Origin of the sequence: Amycolatopsis pretoriensis (genome assembly GCF_900107925.1) — a bacterium.
Classification (GTDB): Bacteria; Actinomycetota; Actinomycetes; order Mycobacteriales; family Pseudonocardiaceae; genus Amycolatopsis; species Amycolatopsis pretoriensis.
Genome location: NZ_FNUJ01000001.1, coordinates 870923 through 890372 on the forward strand (window position 1 = coordinate 870923; position 19450 = coordinate 890372).

A 19450-nucleotide genomic window follows, 5' to 3' on the forward strand; every position below is an offset into this window, starting at 1 on the left:
CTCCCCGGGCCGGATGCGCCCGCCCCGCGCGCTTCCTAGGCTGTCCGTCGTGGGGGCGAGGGTGGTGAGCGGGATCCGGGCCCGTCTGGAGACGAGCCTCGGCCGCGCCGGGATCGGGCTGCCGTGGTGGGTCCCCGTGGGTGTCACCGCCTTCGGGGTGGTGCTGGCGGTGGCGGCGGTGGCGCAGCGAGGGGCGCTGGCGCCGCCGGCACCGATCGCCCTCGCCGGGCTGCTCGCCATCGTGACCGCGCTGGTCTGGGCCGTCACCGGCACCATCGTCCCGCCGTGGCTGAAGGCGCTCACCGTGCTCGCGGCCGTCGCCGTCCTGCTCGCGCGCCCCGCCGTCCCGGACTTCGCGCCGGTCGTGCTCGTCGTGCTGGCCGCCGAGACCGCCGCCATCGCGCGCCCGGCCATCGCCTACGGCGTCGCCGCCGCGAGCGTCGCCACCCTGGCCGTGGCCGCCGCGCGGGTCGGGCTCGTCGGGTTCCCCGTCTACGTCGCCGCCGTGCTGCTCGGCGCCGCGGGCGGGTTCATGATGCGCTGGTACGTCCGCGCCCTCGACGCCGAACGCGCGGCCCGCGACGCCGCCCGCGACCAGGCCGTCCTCGCCGAAAGGCAGCGGATCGCCCGCGAGGTGCACGACGTCGTCGCCCACTCGCTGAGCATCACGCTGCTGCACCTGACCGGCACCCGCCACGCGCTGCAGCAGGACCGCGACGTCGAGGAGGCCCTCGAAGGCCTCGCCGAAGCCGAACGCGTCGGCCGGACGGCGATGGCCGACATCCGCCGGACCGTCGGGCTGCTGGCCGAGGCGCCCGCCGGGACCCGCCCGCTGCCCGGCGCCCGCGACATCCCCGCGCTGGTCGAGCGCACCCGCGCGGCCGGGCTGGCGGTGCACTACGAGCAGGAGGGCGACGTGGCCGCCGTGCCGGACCTGGCCGGGCTGGGGCTCTACCGCATCGCGCAGGAGTCGCTGGCCAACATCGCCAAGCACGGCGACGGCGCACCGGCCCGGCTCCGGCTCGACATCGGCGCGACGGAGGCCCGGCTGGTCGTCCGCAACCGGCTGCCCGGCGAGAGGCCGGCTGCCACGGGCGGTTCGGGGTTGCGGGGCATGGCAGCGCGGGCCGGCCAGCTCGGCGCGGAGCTGACGGCGGGACCGGAGGGCCCGGACTGGGTCGTGACGGTCGGCGTGCCCGTGGGCGGCGCCTCGTGACCGCCGGGCGCGCTGGGTGGCGTGGTGTCGAGCCGGCGGCGCGACCGGAAGACTCGGACCGCATTCCCGCGGGCGGGCGCCTCGTGACCGCCGGGCGGCGCGGTGCCGAGCTGGTGGCGCGACCGGAAGACTCGGGCTGCATCTCCACGGGCGGCACCCCGTGACCGCCGGGCCCGTGACCGCCGGCGAAGTCCGCGTCCTGCTCGTCGACGACCAGGAGCTCGTCCGCTCCGGCCTACGGCGGATCCTGCGCCGGCGCGACGGGTTCGTCATCGCCGGCGAGTGCGCTGACGGCGCCGAAGTTCCCGCCGCCCTCGCCGCCCTCGATGTCGACGTCGTCGTGATGGACCTGCGGATGAAGCACGTCGACGGCATCGAGGCGACCCGGCGGATCGGCGGCCGGCCGCCGGTGCTGGCCCTGACCACCTTCGACGACGACGAACTGCTCGCCGGCGCCCTGCGCGCGGGCGCCGTCGGCTACATCCTCAAGGACTCACCCGCCGAGGACCTCATCCGCGCCGTCCGGGCGGTCGCCGCCGGCGACGCCTGGCTCGACGCCTCCGTGACCGCGCGCGTCCTCACCACCTACCGGCGCGCCCCCGCCGAAGAGCCCGGTGGTCCGCCGCCGGGCCTGCTGACGCCCCGCGAGCTGGACGTGCTGCGCGCGGCCGGGCGCGGGCTGTCCAACGCCGAGATCGCCGCCGCGCTCGTCGTCTCCGAGCTGACGGTGAAGAGCCACCTCGGCCGGATCTTCACCAAGCTCGGCCTGCGCGACCGCGCCGCGGCCGTCGTGTACGCCTTCGACCACGGCATCGTCAGCCCGCGCGGGTCCACTGTGGACGACGCCCCGGTGCGGCCGGCCGTCGCGGAGCCGGCCCCGCTGCCCGGGCTGCGGTTCTCGGTGCTGGGACCCATGCGCGCCTGGCGCGGCGGCACCCCGCTCGACCTCGGGCCGGTGCGCCAGCAGGCCCTGCTCGCGGCGCTGGTGCTGCGCCCGGGCGTCACGGTCGGCCCGGCCGAGCTGCTCGACGGCGTCTGGGGGCTGGAGCCGCCGGGGACCGGGGGCCGCGTGCTGCCGGTGTACGTGCACCGGCTGCGCAAGTGCCTGCGCGCACCCGGCGAGCGGACGCCGGACTCGGTGATCGGCCGCACGCGCGGCGGCTACCGGTTCGCCGTCGACGGCGTCCGGATCGACACGGCGCGGCTGGCCGAGCTGGCCGCGGACGCCACCGCCGCCGAAGAAGCGGACGAGCCGGCCGCCGCCGTCGAGTCCTGGTCCGCCGCCCTCGGGCTGTTCCACGGCGAGCCGCTTTCCGGGTTGCCGGGGCCGTTCGCCGAAGGTCAGCGGCTGCGGCTGACCGAGCGCCGCGCCGCGATGCTGACCCGCAAGGCGCGGCTGCAGCTGGGGCTGGGCCGGTACGCCGAGACGGCCGACGAACTGTCGGCCGTGCTGGCCGTCGAGCCGCTGCGCGAGCCGGTGGGGGCGTTGCTGATGCGGGCGCTGCAGGCCACCGGCCGCCGCGCCGAGGCGATCGCCGTGTACGGCCGGATCCGCGACCGGCTGGCCACCGACCTCGGGGTCGAACCGGGGGAGGAGCTGCGGCGCGCGCACCGGGCCGTGCTGGACGACGTGCTCCACCCGGACTTCCCCGGCTGAGGGGTCCCCGCGGTCAGGAGACGCGCGCGGCCGGAGTCCCGGCGAGCGCGGCGTGGGCCTCGGCGAGCTCGAGGTGCAGCGGCAGCACGCGGTCGAGGCCGAGGATGGCGAGCGGCCGGGCGACGGCGATCCGGGCGGCCGCGATGGCGTACGGGATCTTGCGCGCCAGCGCTTCGCGGTAGGCCTCGACGAGCACGCTGAAGACGGTCGAGTCGCAGAACGTCGTCTCGGTCAGGTCGGCCACGACCCCCTCGGCGCCGCCGGCGAACGGGCTCAGCAGAACGTCCCTCAGCTTGGACGTCGTGGCCAGGTCGAGGTCGCCGGCGCAGTGCACGGTCACGACACCCGCGTCGGTCGTCGTCGCGAAGCGGGGCGAAGTGCGGTTCTCGGTCATCGGAGTCCCTCCTGTGCTGCGAAGTACCCAACGCCGTCCGAGATCACGCGCCAAAGCGGGTTGCTCGCTGCGGCATCCGGGGGATAACGATGCACGAACGTTGCGATCAGCGGTAACTTGGGGTGGCAGAACCGTTTCGCGACGGGCCGGCCGTGGTGGGTTGCCACACCCCGCGGCCGCCGGATCCGGCTGACGCGGGCCGGGTCCCGGCGCCGGGCGGCGCCGAAAGGGGACGCGGCAGGTCGACGCCCCGCCGCCGCGTCCCCTGGGCGCGGCTCGGGTCGTTATGGCCGCTTCGTCTCCTACGCCCGGGTTGTCCACCGTGTCGCCACCTGCCCCATGATCCGGTCGTCGCTAAGCTGCGGCGATCGAGGCGAAGGGGAACGGTGGAACGGAAGAGCGTCGACGAGCCGTCCGCGGCCGGTGCCTGGGCGCCGGGCAAGGTCGCCGAGCTGCTCGGCGTCTCACCGGTGACCCTGCGCAGCTGGAGCGCGCGGTACGGGATCGGCCCGTCGGCGGGCGGCGCCGGCCGCCATCGCCGCTATTCGGACGCCGACGTCCGCCGGCTGCAGCACATGCAGCGGCTCGTCGGGCGCGGGATGCCGGTGCGCGAGGCGGCCGCGGCGGCCTTCGGCGGACCCGCGGAACCACCCGAGGTACCGGCCGCCCGCCGGGTGCGCGAACTCGAGGAGGCGGCGGAGGAGCTGAGGTCGGCGTCGGTCTCGGGCCTGCTCGACGAAACCCTCGCGACGCTCGGCCCGGCGGCGGCGTGGACCGACGTCCTGGCCCCGGTCCTGCGGGGCCTGGGTGACCGCTGGCAGCGCGGCGAAGTCTGCTTCGCGTCGGAATGGGCGCTGACGACCGAGATCTCGCTGGCGTTCGAGCGGTTCAGCCGCCGCTTCCCGGCGGCGGTGCCGGGGCGTCCGGTGCTGCTGGCCTGCTGCCCGGCGGAGCGGCATTCGCTGCCGCTGGAGGCCCTGCGCGCGACGCTGGCCGAGGCGGGGATCCCGGTGGCGTACCTGGGGCAGCTGGTCCCGGCGGAAACGGTCGCCGACCTGGCCGCGCGCCTCGACCCGGTACTGGTGCTGCTGTGGTCGCTGGCACCCCCGACGGCCGACGACCTCCTCGCGGCCCGGGTGCGCGACCTGGGGCGGGTGGTCGGGACGGCGGGGCCGGGCTGGGAGCACCTCGGTGACCGTGGCTTCGCCCGGGTGAACGACCTCGCGTCGGCGGTGGAGCTGGCCGTGGCGAACGCGGGGAATTAGGCGGCGTCGCCGGGCGGGAGAGCTCGGCCGCCGGAGTCGAGCGTCGCGAATGACCCATTGGCGGCTTCGGAGGTCCCGAATGCGTCATTCGCGACGCCACGGTGGGCGGTCGTCGCGGGCCGGCCACCCGGACTCCACCGGCTCCGCGCGCCGGATGCGGATTCGTTGCACCCGCGCCGATCCCCGCTGACCGGGACACCGTGAGCCGCTCGCCGACATCGATGTCATTTTTCCTAATTCTTGTCCTCCTTGTCTTCTTGACGCTCCCAGCGCGCGCGGCGGAAGCTTCCTGGCAACGTTGTCACCCACTCCCGAACGGAGTTCCCCCATGGCGGAGGAGTACGGCATCGCCGCCGATGTCGAGCCGGCGGAGGTGACCGCCGTTTCGCGGCGGCACGTCCTGACCGCCGGGACCGGGCTGCTGGCCGGGTTCGGCCTCGCGGCCGTCCTGCCCGGGGTCGCGTCCGCCGCGCCCGCCGCCGCCGGCGCGCAGGTCGCGAAGACCGACCTCGCCCTGTTCCGCCCGGTGCAGGTGTCCTCGACCGCCTACGCCGCCACCCCGGCCGGCTTCGCCGTCGACGGCCTCGCCCAGGTCGGCGTCAAGGGCTCCGGCTGGCGCGCCGCGGACGGCGACGGCCAGTGGATCGTCGTCGACCTGCAGGGCCAGTGCCGGATCGACTCGGTCGTCCTCACCTTCGAAGCCCAGCCCGGCGACGCCGCGTTCGACGCCGCCGGCTCCCGCAGCCACACCAGCGGCTTCGAGATCCTCTCCAGCTACGCCGTCTCCTTCGACCTCGACGTCTCCGGCGACGGCAAGGCCTGGCGCACCGTCCACCACACCGACGCCGGCACGGGCGGCGTCGTCACGATCCCGCTGCCGGCCGTCACCGCCCGCTGGGTCCGCTTCAGCGCCGCGAGCCGCTCGACGACGAACCCGCTGGGCCTCAACGGTTTCCAGGTCTTCGGCACCGGCCCGCAGAACCGGCCCGCGGTGCACGGCTGGACCAGCTTCCCGGTCCGTCCGCACGACGACCCGCCCGCGCTCGCCGTCGCGGCCGACGGCACCGTGCCGCTCGAGTCCGGCTGGGTCCTCACGATGGACGACTGGGCGCCGACCGCCGACGGCAAGGCCCTCTCGGGATCCACTGTGGACACCCGCGGCTGGCTCCCCGCCACGGTCCCGGGCACCGTCCTGGCATCCCTGGTCGAGCAGGGTCAGCTGCCCGATCCCGTCTCCGGCATGAACCAGCTCCAGGTCCCGGAAGCGCTGTCCCGCCACGCCTGGTGGTACCGCCGCCGCTTCGCCCTGCCGCGCGGCCTCGACACCTCGTCGGGCCGGCACGTCTGGCTCGAGTTCGACGGCGTCAACCACGAAGCGCGGATCTGGCTCAACGGCGCCGAAATCGGCACCCAGAGCCACCCGTTCGGCCGCGGCGCGTTCGACGTCACGGCGGCGCTGCGCCGCTCCGGCGACCAGGCCCTCGCCGTGAAGATCGCGCCGATGCCACGTCCGGGCAGCCCGGGGGACAAGGGCGCCGACGGCAGCTCCTGGCGCGACGCCGGCAGCACGATGTTCGACAACTCGCCGACCTACCTGGCCGTGTCCGGCTGGGACTGGATGCCCGCGGTGCGCGACCGCGCGTCCGGCATCTGGGACCACGTCCGCCTGCGCTCCACCGGCGCGGCGGTCCTCGGTGACGTCCGCGTCGACACGGTGGTGCCCGCCGCGGACACGGCCGAGGTGACGCTCACCGTGCCGGTGCGCAACGCCGCCGCGACCGCCCAGCGCGTCAAGGTCAGTGCCGCGTTCGGCCCGGTCAGCGTGTCGGCCACGGTCACCGTGCCGCCCGGGCAGACCACCGACGTCGCGTTCCCGAAGCAGGTGGTGAAGAACCCGAAGCTGTGGTGGCCCAACGGCTACGGCGACCCGAACCTCTACGACCTGACGCTGACCGCGGCGATCGGCGCGAGCACCAGCGACCGCCGGACGGTCAAGATCGGCCTGCGCGAGATCGGCTACCAGTACGACCTGCCGATCGTCATCGCCGACGGCCGCGCCACACAGACCGTCGACCTCGCGCCGCAGACCGCCCGGTTCGTCCGGATGCAGGGCCTCAAGCGCGCCACGAGCTGGGGTTTCTCGCTCTGGACGATGGCCGTGCTGGACGGCTCGGGCACCGACGTGGCCCAGGGCAAGGCGGCGTCCTCGCTGTCGGTGGCCGACGGCAACCCGCCCGAGCGGGCCTTCGACGGCGACCCGAACACGCGCTGGACCTCGGCCTACGACGACAACCAGTGGCTGCAGGTCGACCTCGGGGCCGCGACCGCGTTCGAGAAGGTCGTGCTGACCTGGGAGACCGCGTACGCGGCGACCTTCAAGATCCAGGTGTCGCAGGACGGCGACACGTGGACCGACGCGGCGTCGGTGGACAACAGCCCGAAGCCGCTGACGTTCCTCGTCAACGGCGTCAAGGTGTTCGCCCGCGGCGGCAGCTGGGGCTGGGACGAGCTGCTGCGCCGGATGCCGGCCGAGCGCACCGACGCCGTCGTCGGCATGCACCGCGACATGAACTTCACGCTGCTGCGCAACTGGGTCGGCTCGTCCTACCGTCAGGAGCTGTTCGACGCCTGCGACAAGTACGGCATCCTGCTGTGGAACGAGTTCTGGGACGGCTGGTCGACCGACCCGGCCAACCACGACGTCTTCCTCGCGCAGGCGAAGGACACCGTGCTGCGCTACCGCCACCACGCGTGCGCGACGGTCTGGTTCGGCTGCAACGAGGGCACTCCGCCGCCGGTGATCGACAACGCGCTGCGGGACATCGTCCACGACCACACCGATCTGCTCTACCAGGGCAACTCCGCGGGTGGCGTGATCACCGGCGACGGGCCGTACTTCTGGCAGGACCCGAAGCGGTACTTCACCGGTGAGGCGACCGGCGGGAAGTACGGGTTCTGGAGCGAGATCGGGCTGCCGACGGTGTCGGTGGTGGAGAGCATGCGCAACCTCGTCGGCCCGGACGACCCGGGCTGGCCGATCGGCGCGCCGTGGTTCCTGCACGACTGGTCCACGGGCGGCAACCAGTCACCGCAGAGCTACCTCGCCGCGATCGACGCGCGGCTCGCGCCCTCGACGAGCCTGGCGGAGTTCTGCCGCAAGGCGCAGTTCGTCAACTACGAGAACATGCGCGCGATCTTCGAGGCGTGGAACACGAAGCTGTGGGCGGACGCGACCGGCGTCCTGCTCTGGATGTCGCACCCGGCCTGGCACAGCACGGTGTGGCAGACCTACGACTACGACCTCGACGTCAACGGCAGCTACTACGGCGCGCGCAAGGGCTGCGAGGCCCGGCACGTCCAGGCCGACCTGACGACGTGGCAGATCCGCGTCGTCAACCACACGCCGGCGCCGCTGAGCGGGGTGACGGTGACCGCGCGGCTGTTCTCCTTGGCCGGTGCCTCGCTCGGTGCCGCGGTGCAGCAGAAGCTCGACGTCGCCGCGAACGTCGGCGCGGCGGCGTTCACCGTGCCGTTCGACGCCGCGCACCCCGACCTGCACCTGCTCCGGCTGACCCTGACCGACGCGGGTGGGGCGGTGCTGTCGGAGAACACGTACTGGCGCTACCGCAGCGACGCGGCCATGCGTGCGCTCAACCAGCTCCCGGGCGCGCGGCTGACGTCGTCGCTCAAGGCCGACGGCGACGCCTTCACCGCGACGATCCGCAACGACGGCAAGACGGTCGCGGCGATGATCCGGCTGTCGCTGCGCGAGCGCAACGGCACCGACCGAGTCCTGCCGACCCGCTACGGCGACAACTACTTCTGGCTGCTGCCGGGGGAGAGCCGCACGGTCCGCGTCGAGCCGCGGCGGCGCGTGCCGGGCGCCCGGCTGCAGGTGGAGGCCTACAACGTGGCGGCGAAGCTGACGTCGTGACCCGATTGGTGCGGGCGCACGAATCCGAGACGTGAATTCGTCCCTCCCGACGAACTAGGCTGGCGGCGTCCCGCCTAGCTTCGGGAGGTGCTCGTTTCGGTGAACCTGCGCCCGCACGCCAGCCTCGGCCGCGTCCTCGACGACCTGGGCGGCACGCTCCTGGACCTCGTCCTCGGGGACGCCGACCGGCCCGGCGGCATCGGCGGCGTCGCCATCCACGACCCGCTCGACGAACCCGCCCTGCCGCAGCACGCCCTGGTGCTGGGCGTCGGCCTCGCCGAGCCCGACGAGGTGGTGCGCCAGCTGCGGGTCCTGGCCCGCCACGACGCCGCCGGGCTGGTGCTGCGCGCGCCGGTCACGGTGACGGCCGCGATCACCGCCGCCGTCGAGGAGTCCGGCGTCGCGCTGCTGAGCCTGGCGCGCGGCGCGTCCTGGGCCCAGCTCGCGGCGATGCTGCGGTCGCTGCTGGCCGAGGGCGACGTCGGCGACGCCGAGCCCGAGACCCTCGCCGGGCTGCCGTCGGGCGATCTCTTCGCCGTGGCCAACGCGATCGGGGCGCTCATCGACGCGCCGGTCACCATCGAGGACCGCCGCTCGCGCGTGCTCGCGTTCTCCGGGCGCCAGGACGAAGCCGACCCCTCGCGCGTCGAAACCATCTTGGGCCGGCAGGTGCCCGAGCGGTTCTCGCGGATGCTGGCCGACCGCGGCGTGTTCCGCGAGCTCTACCGCAGCGACCGGCCGGTGTACGTCGACCGGCCGGACGAAAGCCCGGAGGGGTTCATGATCCCCCGCGTGGCCGTCGCGGTCCGGGCCGGCGACGAGATCCTCGGCTCGATCTGGGCCGCGGTGCGCGAGCCGCTGACGGCCGACCGAACCCAGGCGCTGTGCGACGCGGCCCGGCTGGTGGCGTTGCACCTGCTGCGCGTCCGGGCGGGCGCCGACGTCGAACGCCGGCTGCGCGCGGACCTGCTGAGCACGGCGCTGGAAGGTGGGGCGGCCGCGCGGGAAGCGTTGAGCCGCCTGGGTTTGGCGGACCAGCCGGTGGTCGTGCTGGCGCTGGCGGTGCTGGAGAACGGTGCCGAGGACGCGGAGGTCGCGACCGAGCGCCAGCGGCTGGCCGACGGCCTGGCGATGCACCTGAGCGCGGTCCACCCGCGCTGCGCGGCGGCGCTCGTCGGCGACACCGCGTACGGGCTGGTACCGGTGACCCGCGACGCCGACGGCGAGCGCCGCGCGCTGCGGATCGCGAAGGACTTCCTGGACCGGGTGGGCGACCGAGTCCGGGCGGTGATCGGGATCGGGCCGGTGGCGCGCAGCGCGGCGGAGCTGCCGGAGGCCCGCGACAGCGCGGACCGGGCGTTGCGCGTACTGCGGTCGGGCAGCGGAGCCGGCCGCCGGGTGGCGGCTTTGGCCGACGTGCACGTCGAGGCGCTGTTGTTGGAGCTGCAGGATTTGGTGGCGGCCCGCGGCGACCGCCCGACCGGCCCGGTCGCCCGCCTGCTCGACTACGACGAGCAGCACCACGCCCATTTGGTCGAGACGCTGCGGGCGTGGCTCGACGCTTTCGGCGACGTGATCGCGGCATCGGCGGCGGTGCATGTACACCCGAACACGTTCCGGTACCGCCTGCGGCGATTGGCGGAGGTCGGGGGGTTCGATATGACGGATCCGGAGGCTCGTTTCGCGGCGATGCTGCAGTTGAGGGTGGTGGCACCGCCGGCGAGTTGAGGTCGGCTTCGGCCTGCCCCGGCGCGCTTCGCCATGACAGCCAACCGAATCGCGCCGCCGGGCTTAGGTCGGCGGTTCGGACGCCGCTCGGCGCCCGCTTCGCCGCGACAGCCGGCCTGAGCGGGGCGGCTTCGCGCCACGGCGGCACCGCTTTGCCGCGCAGCCCACCCGGCGTCGGCGGCCCCACCCATCCCCGGCGCCCGCTTCCCGCCGCAGCCCCACCCCGTCCCCGCACCAGCGACCGGCCCCGCCCGAAATGTCGGTGATTAACGACCGACCTTAAAAAGGCGGGCACCGCGGGCATCACCGCCGACGAATGCACCCAGGTCGGCAACGCCGTGAAGGCCACCCAGCTGGACCAGGACCCCAGCTGAGCGGACCTCAGGACCGCGGGACCGACTCGACGCCGGCCAGCAGGGCGTCGACGTCGGCTTCCGTGGTGTACGGCGCGATCCCCGCCCGCACCGCGCCCGTGTCGCCCAGCCCGAGGTGCCGGGAGCACTCGATCGCGTAGAAGCTTCCCGCGGGTGCGTTCACCCCGGAAGCCCCGAGGTGCTCGTACACCGTCTGCGACGCGACGCCGTCGATCGCGAACAGGACCGTCGGCGTCCGGTGCCGGTCCGGCGCGCCGTACCGGGTCACGCCCGGGAGCGCGGCCAACCCGGTGTCCAAGCGCGCGAGCAGCGCGTTCTCGTGGTCCTCCAAGGCGGACAACGAGCCCAGCAGCCGCGCGCGGCGCGAGCCCGAGCCGGGCACCAGACCCGCCAGGAAGTCGATCGCCGCGGTCGTGCCGGCCAGCAGCTCGTACGGGAGCGTCCCCAGCTCGAACCGCTCCGGGACCGCGTCGGTCGACGGCAGCAGCTTGTCCGGGCGCAGCGTCTCCAGCAGCGCCGGCGCCGCCGCGAGCAGGCCCAGGTGCGGGCCGAGGAACTTGTACGGCGAGGACGCGTAGAAGTCGGCTCCCAGCGCCGTGACGTCGACCGGTGCGTGCGGCGTGAGGTGCACGCCGTCGACGTACAGCAGCGCGCCGGCGTCGTGCACCGCGGCCGCGATCGCCGGGATGTCCGGCCGGGTGCCGAGCAGGTTCGACGCAGCCGTCACCGCCACCAGCCGCGTCCGGTCCGACAGCAGCCCGGCGACGGCGGACGTGGCCAGTAGCCCGGTCGCGGGATTGAAGTCCGCCCAGCGCACGGTCGCGCCGGCGGCTTCGGCGGCCTGCACCCACGGGCGGATGTTCGCGTCGTGGTCGAGCCGGGTGACGACGACCTCGTCGCCGGGCCCCCAGTTCTTGGCCAGCGTGCGGGAGAAGTCGTACGTCAGCTGCGTCATGCTGCGCCCGAAGACGACCCCGGCCGGGTCGGCGGCGAGCAGGTCGGCGACGGCTTGACGCGCTTCGGCGACCACCGCGCTCGCCCGGCGCTCGGCGGCCGTGACGACGCCGCGGTTGGCGATCGCGGCGCACAGCGTCCCCGCCACGGCTTCGCCGACGACGTCGGGAACCTGCGACCCGCCCGGTCCGTCGAAGTGCGCGGCGGCGAGGGTGGGGAAGTGCTTGCGGATCGTCCGCACGTCGTAGCTCATGGCGCCAGCGTGCCAGGAACTCAGCGGTTGCGGGGGTGCTCGCGGGCCCGCCGCTCGTTGCCGTGCTTGTAGTTGCCGGTGGCGCGCGCCAGCAGCAGCTGCCGGTCGTCACCGCGGTCGGCGGCGGCCAGGAAGCGCGCGGCGGCGGACCCGCGCAGCGTCCCGGCCGGGCGGCCGTGGTGGGTGATCGTGACGGTGCCGCGTTCGTCCACGCGGTAGGCGAAGCCGGTCGGTGTCCCCATCCGCCCAGGCTGGCACGCCGGGCAACCCGTTTTCGGGAGCAGCGGCCCCGGGGCCGGCTCGGGGGTTTCCCGGATGGCGCCGGCGCGGGGACCCGACAGAATGCGAGAGATGATCCGAGGGGGACGAGGGGTGCGAGCCAAGCTCGGGAACGTGTACGTGCTGCTGGGGGCGCAGGTGCTCGTCCTGGCGGTGCTGCTGGTGTCCTACAACGACGGCCGGGTGCGGTTCCCGGCCTACCGCGTCGACCTCGACGTCTACCGGCTCGGGTCGGCGGCGCTGCTGCACGGCGACGCCCTCTACGGCACCCTGCCGCCCACCGGCGACGGTCAGCTGCTGCTGTTCACCTACCCGCCGTTCGCGGCGGTCGTGCTGGCACCCCTGTCCGTGCTGCCGTACTGGGCCGCCTGCCTCGTGGTGACCGTCGGCACCCTCGGCCTGCTCGCGCTGGTGCTGGTCACGGTCCTGCGCGCACTCGGCGCGCGAGCCGGCTGGCGCCGGGTCGCGGCGCTCCTCCTGGCCGCCGAAATCCTCGAGCCGGTGCTGCGCACGGTGTACGCGGGGCAGATCGACGTGCTGCTGCTCGCGCTCGTCGTGCTCGACGTCCTCGTGGACACCCCGCGGTGGCCGCGTGGCCTCCTGATCGGGCTCGCCGCCGCGATCAAGCTGACCCCGGCGGTGTTCCTGCTGTACTTCCTACTCCGCCGTGACACGCGGGCGGCCGTCACGAGCGCCGTCACGTTCCTCGCCGCGACGGCGCTGGGCTTCCTGCTGGCCGGCGCCGACTCGGTCCGGTACTGGACCGGCGCGCTGTGGGACACCGGCCGCGTCGGCGAGCCGACCTACGCCGGCGACCAGTCGCTGCTGGGCCTGCTCGCCCGCGCCGGCGTGCCGGCCGAAGCGCGGACCGCGTGGTGGCTGCCGCTGGTCGCGGTGGTCCTCGTGCTGACGGCGCTGGGGGTGCGGCGGGCCCTGCAAGCGGGGGAGAAGACGGTCGCGCTCGGCGTCAACGCCGTCGGCGGGCTGCTGGTCTCGCCGATTTCGTGGACGCACCACTGGGTCTGGGCCGTCGTCGTCCTGCTCGGCTGGGCGGAGCTGGCGCGCCGTACTCGGCGGCGCGGATTCGCCATGCCGGCGGGCGTGGGCGCGGTGCTGTTCGTCGCCGGGCCGCAGTGGTGGTGGCCGCGCGGCGGGGAAGCCGAGCGCGACTGGACGTTCCTCCAGCAGCTGACCGGCAACGGCTACGTCCTCTTCGGGTTCGCCGTGCTCGTCACGGCGGCGCTGGTGCGCTTCCCGCGGCCGTCGGACGACTTCAGCGGTTCCGTCCCCGTTGCCGCCAGCCGGCTCCCAGGACGAGCATGACCGTGCCGAGGCCGAGGGCGAGGCAGACCCCGGCGGTGTTCATCGGCAGCACGTCGGTGACCGCCTGCGGCAACGGGAGCAGCCCGGCGAGGCCGACCACGGCGTAGCCGATACCGGCGGCGAGCAGGAACCGGGCGGCCAGGCGCGACGAACGGGTGCAGAACACCGCGACGGCACCGGTCAGCAGGTGCAGCAGAGCCCACAGCCCCGACACCGCGACCACTCCGAAGAGCCAATGCGGGCCACCGCCGTCGGCGACGCCCGACATCAGCTCCAGCGCGGCGAGCACGAGGAACAGCAAGCCGATCAGCATGCCCATGCCCTGGACGGGGGCGGGACCGCGCCGGGTCTCGGGTTCGGTGGCCGTCATGTTCACCAGGTTCCCCGAGGAACGCCTTTTAATGCACGGTTTCAGGGGTAACCGAGGGGTCGATGAAAGGTGAGCCGATGACCGAGTACCGCCACACCGCGACCGCCGACGTTCCCGCGGACGAGCTGTTCGCGTTCCTGAGCCACCCGGAGAACCTGCCGCGGTACTTCCCGGAGATGAAGGTCGCCGAACCGAAGGGCGGTGACAGCGTGCACGTCGAAGCGGAAGTGCATGGTCAGCGCGTCGCCGGCGAGGCGTGGCTGCACACCGACGCGGCGAACCGCTCGTTGTCCTGGGGTGCCGAAGGTCCCGACGACTACCACGGCGAACTGCGGATCGCCGAGGACGGCCCGGCGTCATCGGAGATCACAGTGACGCTGCACAGCGTCCGGGAGGCCGACGGCGGCGAGGTCCAGCAGGGGCTCGAGCGCACGGTGGCCGCGATGACCCACGCGGCGAGCGCCGACGCCGACGTCGAAGCGGCCGAAGGCGAGGGCGGCTGGACGTCCTACGACGCCAAGAGGGACACGTCGAGCTGAGGCGGGAACGGCCCGTAGGCGTTGCCGCGGGCGCCGCGGGTGCGCAGCGCGGGCACGGCGAACAGGTACTTGAGCAACGCCGGCGGAGCCGTGCCGCGTCCCCGGGCCCGCGCGGCGGCGGCTCGCTGTTCGACCTTGACCTGGTCGGCCTGCACCCGCTCGATCGCCGCGATCCGGTCGGCCTGGACGCCGGCGAGGTCGGCCGGGGTGACGTCTCCCCGGCGCAGTGCGGGGATCAGCCGGTTCGCGGCGGCGACGGCGTCCTGGATCGCCATCAGGATCCCGTTGCCGCCGACCGGTGAGATGACGTGCGCCGCGTCGCCGAGCAGCAGCAGGCCGGGGCGGTGCCAGCGGTCGACGCGGGAGATGTCGACCGACAACAGCGTGGTTTGGGCGAAGCCGGTCAGCAGGTGGGCGCGGTCGGCCAGCCACGGCACCCGCTCGCGCAGGAACGCGCGGATCGGCTCGACACCGCGTTCGCGCAGGGCCGGGTACTCGCCCTTTTCGAGGCTGTAGCCGACTTGCCAGTCGTGGACGCCGCCGAGGACGCCGACGTAGGCGTCGCGGCCGAAGTAGAGGTCGAGGTCGGCGTCCTGCGGGTCGCTCGGGGAGCGGGGCAGGCGGAACCAGAGCAGGTCGGTCGTCGCGCCGAGCGGCTTGGCGTCGAGCCCGGCCAGCCGCCGCACGGTCGAGAACCGGCCGTCCGCACCGATCACGAGGGACGTCTCGAGTTCGCCGCCGCGGTACCGGACCCCGGTCACCTTGCCGTCGGTTTCGAGCAGGCCGGTGACCTTGGCGTTCGTCTTGAGCGTGAACGACGGCAGTTTCGCGGCTCGCTCGGCGAGGAAGTCGAGGAACCGCACCTGCGGCATGAGGGCGATGTAGCCGAACGGCGTGTCGAGCCGGTCGTAGTCGGCGCAGCTGTAGACGCCGGACGGCGTGTGGAAGCGGAACGAGCGCGCCTTGAAGTGGTCGAGCTCGAGGAGGTCGTCGGCCAGGCCGAGGCGGTCGAGCAGTTCGAGGGTGTAGGGGTGCAGCGAGTCGCCCCGGAAGTCGCGGTCGAAGTCCGACCGCGCTTCGAGCACGGTGACGTCGATCCCGGCGCGGGCGAGCAGGTAGCCGAGCAGCAGCCCGCCGGGGCCGCCGCCCGCGACGGCGAGGCTCACGCCGGCTCCAGCCGGAAGACGGCCATCCCGTCGAGGTGTTCGAGGATCTGCGCCGGGGTCGCGTCCTGCGGAACCGGGAAGGCCTTGACGGCCCACGGCACCGACATCGCGGCCAGGTAGGTCGCGACGACGTTCGCGGCCTCGTCGCCGCCGACGGTCCCGGCTCGGAACTCCTGGCGTTCACCGGCGGCGAGCAACGCGCACTCCGTTGCTTCCAAGAGGTTGGCGACCCAGTCGCGGTCGCGGACGGGCGAGACGAGGTAGTGCCCACCGTCCCGCGCGACGACGGCGAGCGGCACCCGCCGCGGCTCGCCGGAGCTGCGGCCCCGGGTCTCGACGACGCGCAACGCGTACCCGCCTTCGGGCGGGGCCTCGCCGGGGGCGTCGATCAGCTTGGCGGTCATTTCGGCGTTCATCGCTCGCACGTCCACCCGGTCCACGGTAGCAAAACTCGCTAGATTGTCTAGCTACCTTAGAATGGCCGGGTGGAAGACGGTGTGGCGCTCCGGGTGAACCTCGCCCTGCGGGACCTGCTGGCGCTCGCCCACGACGTCCAGCTGGCCCTGGCCCGCCGCCTGGGCCTCGGCGCGACCGACGTGCAGGCGCTGCAGCACCTGGCAGCGGGAACGCCGATGGGCACGGTGGAACTGGCGCACGCGCTGAAGATCCGCTCGGCGTCGGCGACGGTCCTGGTCGACCGCCTGGAGGCGGCGGGCCACGTCCGCCGCGACCGCCACCCGAGCGACGGCCGCCGGATCACGCTGGTGGTGGCGGAGGCGGCGCGTGCCGAGGTCCGCGCGGCGCTGGCCCCGCTGGTGGACGCGGTGACGCGGTTGACGGAGGAACTGGCCCCGGGGGAGGCGGAGGTGGTGGCGAAGTTCCTCGGCGACACGACGGAAGTCCTGCGCGCTTACGCCGCCGAGCCGCGGTAGGCGGTGAGGACGTCGTCCAGTGGGCCGCTGGCGCGGATCCGGCCCTCGTCCATCCAGAGCGCGCTGGTGCACAGCGCGCGCAGGAGTTCCTCCGAATGCGACGCGAACACGAGCGCCCCGGCCCGGCGGCCGAGGTCCACGAGCCGGCCGCGGGCCTTCGGTGAACTCCGCGATGTCGTCGGCGCGCTTCTCCATCTGCTTGCGCAATCCGGCCGGTGACCGGGCGCTGCCGCGGGTCGGCTCGTAGATGCCGCGTGGGCCGGCGAAACGACCGAACTCACCCTCGCCTACCTGACCGGAAGTGCGGAGCCCCGCGAACCGGGTTAGCGTTCCGCTCATGCGAAACGAGCCCGCGCTCTGGCTGTTCGCCGACCAGCTCGGGCCGCACTTCCACAGCACCCCCGCCCACCGCGGCCGCGACGTGCTGCTCATCCGGTCCGCCGCCGCTTTCGGGGCGAAGCCGTTCCACCGGCAGAAACTGCACCTCGTCCAAGCTGCCCTGTACCGGCTCGCCGCCGATCTCGGCGACCGCGTCACGCTGCTCGACGCGCCCGACTACCGCACCGGGCTGCGGCGGTTCGGGCGGCCGGTCGTCGTGCACGAGCCGACGTCGCACGCCGCCGATGCCTTCGTGCGGCAGCTGCGCGACGAAGGCCTCGTCACGGAAATCCTGCCCACACCCGGTTTCGTACTGTCCAAAGAGGACTTCAAGATCTGGGCGGACGGACGGAAGCGGTTCGTCATGGAGGACTTCTACCGCGACCAGCGCCGGAAGTTCGGCGTGCTGCTCGAAGCCGACGGTGAGCCCGAGGGCGGGCAGTGGAACTACGACCACGACAACCGGCAGCCGCCGCCGAAGACGACCCGGCTCGACGTTCCCGCGCCGTGGCACCCGCGGGAAAACGAGATCGACGACCGCGTCCGCGCCGAGCTCGACGACGCCGTTCGGGCGGGGCAGATCCACCCCGTCGGCCTGGACGGGCCGCGGCAGTTCGCCGTCGGGCACGACGAAGCCGTCCGCGCGCTGCGGCGGTTCCTCGACCACCGCCTGCCTGTCTTCGGCCCGCACCAGGACGCCATGCTCACCCACGACTGGGCGATGGCGCACGCGCTGCTCTCGGTCCCGCTCAACCTCGGCCTGCTCGACCCGCGCGACGTCATCCGGCGGGCCGAGGAGCGCTACCGGGCCGGCGACGCGCCGCTGAGCAGCGTCGAAGGGTTCGTCCGGCAGGTGCTGGGCTGGCGCGAGTGGGTGTGGCACCTGTACTGGCACCAGGGCCCGGAGTACCTGCGCCGCAACGCGTTGCAGGCGCGCCGGAAGCTGCCGGAGTGGTGGCGTTCGCTCGACGCGGACGCCGTCGAAGCGGCCTGCCTGCGCACCGCGCTGGCCGGCGTGCGCGACCGCGGCTACGCCCACCACATCGAACGCCTGATGGTGCTCGGCAACCACGCGCTGCAGCGCGGGTACGACCCCGCCGAGCTGACGCGCTGGTTCGCCACCGCCTTCGTCGACGGCTTCCCGTGGGTGATGCCGGCCAACGTGATCGGCATGAGCCAGTACGCCGACGGCGGGGTCGTCGCGACGAAGCCGTACGCGGCCGGCGGCGCCTACATCAACCGGATGAGTGACCATTGCCCCGGTTGTGTCTTCGACCCGAAGAAGCGGACCGGCCCGGACGCGTGCCCGTTCACCGCCGGGTATTGGGCGTTCCTCGACCGCAACGCGGGGCGGCTGCGGGACAACCACCGGATGCGGCAGCCGTTGCGGGGCTTGGAGAGGCTTGCGGACCGTGACGAGGTTGTCGCCCGTGAGGATGACCGTCGCCACTTTTGATTTCACCTCATTGTGTGGCTAGCCGAGCCGGGTTTGCTCTTTTAGGTTGATTGCCTCCCTTTCCCCGGCGAAGGCGACCCCTCATGCCCGACGCAGACCCGCGCGCCGGTGTGCTGTCCAAGCGCGCCCTGGTGACCGCCTCGCACGCGGTCGAACGCGCGGCCCTCGCCGAGGGGGCGGGCACGGACACCGTGGTGTTCGCGTTGTTCCAGCGGCTGCAGTACTTCGAACGCGAACGCGAGATGTACGCGAAGATCGCGCGCCGGGCCGCCGTCACGGTCGTCGGCATGGTCGACTCGGGCCGGCCCGACCTCCCGCACGGCGTGACGCCGGTGCTGCTGCGCCCCGACGAGCCGATGGCGCGCGAGTGGTCGGTCGCCGTGCTGTCGCCGACGTTCGGCGCGTCGGTCGTCGCCCAGGACCTGGACGAGATCGACCCGCAGGCGACGTCGGTCGAGCGGGCGCGGCTGTTCCGCGGCCGCTGGGGGCTGCGCCGCGACGAGGCGTACGCCGAGGTGGTCCGGCTGCGCGACGCGATGGGCGACCGCCTGCCCCCGGCGGTCCGCCGCAAGGTCGGCGAGGTCCTGGCGTCGGTGGAGACCCCGGCGGAGCTCGACATCGAGAGCCGCGCGGAGGCGGCGCTGCGGCACGTGGCGTCCCGGCTGGACGCGGCGCGCGCGTCGGCCCCGGTCCCGGTGGGCCCGGCGGTCGACCCCGAGACGGGCCTGGACACCCTCGCCGGCGTCACGCCGTGGCTCGGCGACGCGACGGACACGGTCCCGCTCGGCCTGGTCCTGGTGGCCGTCGACGACCTGACGGCGGTCGAGCGCCGCCACGGCTCCCGCGTCCGGATGCACACCGAGCAGAACATCGCCGACCTCCTGCGCCGCGGGCTGCGCCCCCTCGACCGCGCGGTCCGGCTCGGGCCGGGGGAGTTCCTGGTGATCCAGCCGGCGGTCCAGCCGGCCGAGCTGACGGCCCGCAGCCGCCACCTGGAGTCCCGGCTGGCGGCGTTGCACGCGACTTACCCGTTCGTGGACCTGCACCCCCGGACGACGACGTTGCTGACGCGGCGGAGGCCGTTGCCGCTGCAGAAACTGCGCGCGCAGCTGCGTCAGGTGCCGGCGGTGTTGCTGTGGCCGCCGAGCCAGGGATCGCTGCCGCTCCCGGCCGAGCCGCACGGCCTGGTGATGCGCTCGGGGGCGGGCACCTGGTTCCGCTGACGACGTGTG

Annotated in this window: 16 protein-coding genes and 2 pseudogenes; 11 read left to right on the forward strand and 7 right to left on the reverse strand. The window is 74.0% G+C overall.

Annotated features, from left to right (window positions below):
- Positions 1–49: 49 nt before the first annotated feature.
- The 3 genes and pseudogenes from BLV96_RS04170 to BLV96_RS51435 form a co-directional block, all read left to right on the forward strand.
- Complete coding sequence (locus tag BLV96_RS04170) at positions 50–1216, forward strand: sensor histidine kinase (RefSeq protein WP_244180035.1); 1167 nt, start codon at positions 50–52, stop codon at positions 1214–1216.
- Positions 1217–1391: 175 nt separating this feature from the next.
- A pseudogene (locus tag BLV96_RS51430) lies at positions 1392–2039 on the forward strand (response regulator transcription factor); the annotation flags it as partial.
- Positions 2040–2234: 195 nt separating this feature from the next.
- Positions 2235–2873: pseudogene (locus tag BLV96_RS51435) on the forward strand (AfsR/SARP family transcriptional regulator); the annotation flags it as partial.
- A 13-nt stretch (positions 2874–2886) separates the two neighbouring features.
- On the opposite strand, the gene BLV96_RS04180 reads toward BLV96_RS51435, so the two are convergent.
- Positions 2887–3267, reverse strand: coding sequence for an STAS domain-containing protein (locus BLV96_RS04180; protein WP_086684115.1), 381 nt, complete (start codon positions 3265–3267; stop codon positions 2887–2889).
- A gap of 386 nt (positions 3268–3653) precedes the next feature.
- Here BLV96_RS04180 and BLV96_RS04185 point away from each other — a divergent pair, with 386 nt between their 5' ends.
- From BLV96_RS04185 to BLV96_RS04195, 3 genes are all read left to right on the forward strand, one after another.
- The gene (locus tag BLV96_RS04185) at positions 3654–4532 is read left to right on the forward strand and encodes a MerR family transcriptional regulator (protein WP_086684114.1); all 879 of its coding nucleotides are present in this window, start codon (positions 3654–3656) and stop codon (positions 4530–4532) included.
- Between the two features lie 328 nt (positions 4533–4860).
- Positions 4861–8466 carry a discoidin domain-containing protein gene (locus tag BLV96_RS04190; RefSeq protein WP_086684111.1) on the forward strand — a complete coding sequence of 1202 codons (3606 nt, stop codon included), beginning with the start codon at positions 4861–4863 and terminating at the stop codon, positions 8464–8466.
- A gap of 87 nt (positions 8467–8553) precedes the next feature.
- The gene (locus BLV96_RS04195; protein WP_244180036.1) at positions 8554–10194 is read left to right on the forward strand and encodes a PucR family transcriptional regulator; all 1641 of its coding nucleotides are present in this window, start codon (positions 8554–8556) and stop codon (positions 10192–10194) included.
- Between the two features lie 381 nt (positions 10195–10575).
- On the opposite strand, the gene BLV96_RS04200 is transcribed toward BLV96_RS04195, so the two are convergent.
- Positions 10576–11775, reverse strand: coding sequence for a cysteine desulfurase-like protein (locus BLV96_RS04200; RefSeq protein ID WP_086685146.1), 1200 nt, complete (start codon positions 11773–11775; stop codon positions 10576–10578).
- Positions 11776–11795: 20 nt separating this feature from the next.
- Positions 11796–12017 (reverse strand): hypothetical protein, encoded by a 222-nt coding sequence (locus BLV96_RS04205; protein ID WP_086685143.1) that lies wholly within the window; start codon positions 12015–12017, stop codon positions 11796–11798.
- 130 nt (positions 12018–12147) lie between these two features.
- Between BLV96_RS04205 and BLV96_RS04210 the strand changes: the two genes are divergently transcribed.
- Positions 12148–13377, forward strand: coding sequence for a glycosyltransferase 87 family protein (locus BLV96_RS04210; RefSeq protein WP_091388749.1), 1230 nt, complete (start codon positions 12148–12150; stop codon positions 13375–13377).
- Here BLV96_RS04210 and BLV96_RS04215 read toward each other — a convergent pair.
- Positions 13328–13747: a DUF4383 domain-containing protein gene (locus BLV96_RS04215; protein WP_244180037.1), complete on the reverse strand. Its 420-nt coding sequence runs from the start codon at positions 13745–13747 to the stop codon at positions 13328–13330. The two genes, BLV96_RS04210 and BLV96_RS04215, sit on opposite strands and share 50 nt — an antisense overlap.
- A 77-nt stretch (positions 13748–13824) precedes the next feature.
- Between BLV96_RS04215 and BLV96_RS04220 the strand changes: the two genes are divergently transcribed.
- Positions 13825–14286, forward strand: coding sequence for an SRPBCC family protein (locus BLV96_RS04220; RefSeq protein WP_086680457.1), 462 nt, complete (start codon positions 13825–13827; stop codon positions 14284–14286).
- Here the strand turns inward: BLV96_RS04220 and BLV96_RS04225 are convergent.
- Together BLV96_RS04225 and BLV96_RS04230 are read right to left on the reverse strand one after the other, a co-directional pair.
- Complete coding sequence (locus BLV96_RS04225) at positions 14256–15452, reverse strand: FAD-dependent oxidoreductase (RefSeq protein ID WP_086680453.1); 1197 nt, start codon at positions 15450–15452, stop codon at positions 14256–14258. The two genes, BLV96_RS04220 and BLV96_RS04225, sit on opposite strands and share 31 nt — an antisense overlap.
- Positions 15449–15883 carry a nitroreductase/quinone reductase family protein gene (locus tag BLV96_RS04230; RefSeq protein ID WP_086680455.1) on the reverse strand — a complete coding sequence of 145 codons (435 nt, stop codon included), beginning with the start codon at positions 15881–15883 and terminating at the stop codon, positions 15449–15451. The genes BLV96_RS04225 and BLV96_RS04230 overlap by 4 nt, the downstream gene beginning before the upstream one ends.
- A 54-nt stretch (positions 15884–15937) precedes the next feature.
- On the opposite strand from BLV96_RS04230, the gene BLV96_RS04235 reads away from it, so the two are divergent.
- The gene (locus tag BLV96_RS04235; RefSeq protein WP_086680451.1) at positions 15938–16384 is read left to right on the forward strand and encodes a MarR family winged helix-turn-helix transcriptional regulator; all 447 of its coding nucleotides are present in this window, start codon (positions 15938–15940) and stop codon (positions 16382–16384) included.
- Here the strand turns inward: BLV96_RS04235 and BLV96_RS04240 are convergent.
- Positions 16363–16524 carry a hypothetical protein gene (locus BLV96_RS04240; RefSeq protein ID WP_425266163.1) on the reverse strand — a complete coding sequence of 54 codons (162 nt, stop codon included), beginning with the start codon at positions 16522–16524 and terminating at the stop codon, positions 16363–16365. The genes BLV96_RS04235 and BLV96_RS04240 overlap by 22 nt on opposite strands.
- 197 nt (positions 16525–16721) lie before the next feature.
- Between BLV96_RS04240 and BLV96_RS04245 the strand changes: the two genes are divergently transcribed.
- Complete coding sequence (locus tag BLV96_RS04245; RefSeq protein ID WP_086680449.1) at positions 16722–18218, forward strand: cryptochrome/photolyase family protein; 1497 nt, start codon at positions 16722–16724, stop codon at positions 18216–18218.
- A gap of 83 nt (positions 18219–18301) precedes the next feature.
- Positions 18302–19441 carry a DICT sensory domain-containing protein gene (locus tag BLV96_RS04250; RefSeq protein ID WP_086680447.1) on the forward strand — a complete coding sequence of 380 codons (1140 nt, stop codon included), beginning with the start codon at positions 18302–18304 and terminating at the stop codon, positions 19439–19441.
- Positions 19442–19450 lie beyond the last annotated feature (9 nt).

What these genes read in the sequence shown, in the direction of transcription:
- BLV96_RS04180 (WP_086684115.1), bottom strand. Translation starts at nt 3,267, where the DNA reads ATGACCGAGAACCGCACTTCGCCCCGCTTCGCGACGACGACCGACGCG.
- BLV96_RS04190 (WP_086684111.1), top strand. Translation starts at nt 4,861, where the DNA reads ATGGCGGAGGAGTACGGCATCGCCGCCGATGTCGAGCCGGCGGAGGTG.
- BLV96_RS04200 (WP_086685146.1), bottom strand. Translation starts at nt 11,775, where the DNA reads ATGAGCTACGACGTGCGGACGATCCGCAAGCACTTCCCCACCCTCGCC.
- BLV96_RS04205 (WP_086685143.1), bottom strand. Translation starts at nt 12,017, where the DNA reads ATGGGGACACCGACCGGCTTCGCCTACCGCGTGGACGAACGCGGCACC.
- BLV96_RS04215 (WP_244180037.1), bottom strand. Translation starts at nt 13,747, where the DNA reads ATGACGGCCACCGAACCCGAGACCCGGCGCGGTCCCGCCCCCGTCCAG.
- BLV96_RS04220 (WP_086680457.1), top strand. Translation starts at nt 13,825, where the DNA reads ATGACCGAGTACCGCCACACCGCGACCGCCGACGTTCCCGCGGACGAG.
- BLV96_RS04245 (WP_086680449.1), top strand. Translation starts at nt 16,722, where the DNA reads ATGCGAAACGAGCCCGCGCTCTGGCTGTTCGCCGACCAGCTCGGGCCG.
- BLV96_RS04250 (WP_086680447.1), top strand. Translation starts at nt 18,302, where the DNA reads ATGCCCGACGCAGACCCGCGCGCCGGTGTGCTGTCCAAGCGCGCCCTG.